Annotated in this window: 1 protein-coding gene and 1 pseudogene; one reads left to right on the forward strand and one right to left on the reverse strand. The window is 69.8% G+C overall.

Translation table 11 applies throughout. The annotated features are described in order from the left end of the window. Nucleotides 1–182 (reverse strand): annotated as a pseudogene (locus tag ACXJKH_RS18280) (arylamine N-acetyltransferase family protein); the annotation flags it as partial. A gap of 209 nt (nt 183–391) precedes the next feature. Here ACXJKH_RS18280 and ACXJKH_RS18285 point away from each other — a divergent pair. Beyond that, nucleotides 392–2,719, forward strand: a 2,328-nt coding sequence (locus ACXJKH_RS18285; RefSeq protein ID WP_457321469.1) for a methyl-accepting chemotaxis protein, incomplete at its 3' end; no start/stop codon positions are given.

The following is a 2,719-nucleotide window of genomic DNA, read 5'->3' on the forward strand; positions in this document are numbered from 1 at the left end:
AGCTTGTGCTGCACGCTGGGCAGATCGATGGCCACGGCATCGCGCAGCAGCGTGGTCAGGGTCTCGAACGGGAATGTGGCGTTGTGCCGGGCCTGCAGCAGGGCGAGGGTGGCCWGGGTGGGCGGCGGCGGGGCGGCCAGGCCCAGCCGGGCCAGGTAGGCGTTGCGGGTGTGCAGGTCCATCGGTCGGCCATCGGGGTAGGGGTGCCGCCACTGTGGCGGCTCAACCGCGGTTGAGGTCAAGCGCGCCGATTGTCCGCCTGCGGTCATCTTGCCGTCGTCTGCGCCGGTTACAACGGGCGCACCCCATCGCGTGCGTGGGCGGTTGGATAGAAAGGCCTAAAGTCCACGCAACTCCGGCCGATACCGATGCGTCCTTCTGCCTGGAGTGCGTGATGTCGGTCGTCCCCCACCGCCTGTCTGCGTCGCTTGCCCGCCTGGGCCAACGGCCCCCATTCCATCGCTTCGCACGCGGTATCGCGTCTCTGCGCAGGCTCAGTGTCGCACGCAAACTCAAGGCCGCGCTGGTGATCTGCGGCAGCGGTCTGCTGGTGGTGGCACTGGTCTATGCGTGGACCGGCCACAACAGCGAGCGCGCCGCGTCGACCTTTGCCGCGCACCAGCAGGATGCGGCGCTGGCGGCTGCGTTGGCCACGGAAGTAGCCGACGCCCGTCGGCTGCAGACCCGCTATGCCACCACCTTCGATGATGCCGACCGCCACGCATTGCAGCAGGCCCAGCAGCAGTTGCAGCAGTCGTTGGCGAAATTGCAGCGCGATCCCCACGATGCGGGCACCGCCACGGCCCTGCGCACGCTCGCTGAGCGCGCGCATGCGTTCGCCGACGGCATCACCGCATTGAACGCGCGGGCCGACGAGATGGGCCGTGGCGAGGCCGGCCTGCGCGCGCAGCTGGATGCCAGCGCCGACGCGGTGAGCACGCTGTTGGGCGACACCGCCCCAGCGGCGCTGACCGCGCACTGGCAGGCGATGCGCCGCGAGGAGGCCCTGCTGTTGCTCACCGGCGATTCGGCGCATGCCGACCGTGCCAGCGAAACCAAGCTGCCGTTCGAGCTGGCGCTGTCCGCATCCGCCCTGCCCGCTGCCACGCAGGACGCCCTGCGCAGCGGCATGGACGCCTATCAGGGCGCCTTGCTCGCCTACACGGCCGCCCGCGTCGGCCTGGATGTCGAGGCCGCCGCGTTGACCGATACCGCCGCGCAGATCGCGCCAGCGCTGCAACAGCTGGCGCGCGCGCAGGGTGCGGTACTGGACGTCGCACGTGGCCGCCAGCAATCGCAGGCCCACGCGATGACGCTGCTGTTCGGCAGCACCCTGGCCCTGGTTGCGACGGTGCTGATCGGCAGCCTGCTGTTGGTGCTGCGCGCGGTGCGCCGCCCGATCGCCGACACCCTGCGTTTTGCCGAAGCCATCGCCGAAGACCGCCTGGACACGGTGCTGACCGTCCACAACCCGCATGATGAGATCGGCCAGCTGGCCCAGCGGCTGGTGCACATGCAGCAGCGTCTGCGCGAGCGGATCGAGGCCGAGCGCGCCACCGCACGCGACAACGCGCGGGCGCGACAGGCGCTGGACAGCGCGCAGACCGGGGTGATGGTGCTCGATCCGGACGGCCGGATCAGCCTGCTCAATCATGCGCTGCTGGTGGAACTGGCAGTGCCGGAAGGGCAGTGGCGCGGGCAACCGGCGCAGACGCTGCATCCGGTGTTCACCCGCATCCACGCCGAACTGCACGGCACCGCCTCCACCCAGCATGAGATCGAACATGCCGGCACCCGCTACCAGCTGGTGGTCACCCCGATCATCGACGGCGGACAGCTGTTGGGTGCGGCGGTGGAGTGGCGCAGCCGCGCCCTGGAAACCACGGTGGAAACCGAAGTGGCCGCGCTGGTCGACGCGGCCGCGCAGGGCCAGCTGCATGGCCGCATCCAAACCGACGGTAAGCAGGGCTTCCTGCTGACCCTGGCGGTCAGCATCAACCGCCTGTTGGATACCTTCCAGGGCAACCTGTCGGCGTTGCAGGTGCTGCTGTCGGCGCTGGCCCAGGGTGATCTGCGGGTGCGTATGCAGGGGGAGTTTCAGGGCGTGTTCGCGCACATGCGCGACGACGCCAATGCCACCGTGCAGCAGCTCACCGATATCGTCGCGCGCATCCAGCAGGCCTCGCAGGCCATCAACGGTGCGGCGGGAGAAATCGTCGCCGGCAACCAGGAGCTGGCCGGGCGCACCGAGCGCCAGGCCGCGCATCTGGAAGAGACCGCCTCGTCGATGGAGGAACTCACCGCCACCGTGCGCCAGAACGCCGATGCCGCCCAGCAGGCCAACCAGCTGGCATTGCAGGCGACGGGTATCGCCCAACAGGGCGGGGCATCGGTAGCGCAGGTGGTGGTCAGCATGCGTGAGATCGCCCAGGCCTCCCATCGCATCGCCGACATCACCAGCGTCATCGACGGGATCGCCTTCCAGACCAACATCCTCGCCCTCAATGCCGCCGTGGAAGCGGCGCGTGCCGGCGAGCAGGGCCGCAGCTTCGCGGTGGTGGCCAGCGAAGTACGCCTGTTGGCCCAGCGCAGCGCCGATGCCGCGCGGCAGATCAAGGGCCTGATCGAGGCCTCGGTGGACACCGTCGCCGCCGGTACCCGCCAGGTCGACCAGGCCGGCGCGACCATGGGCCAGATCGTCGGCAGCGTGCAGCAGGTC

Source organism: Stenotrophomonas sp. P5_B8, assembly GCF_054049855.1.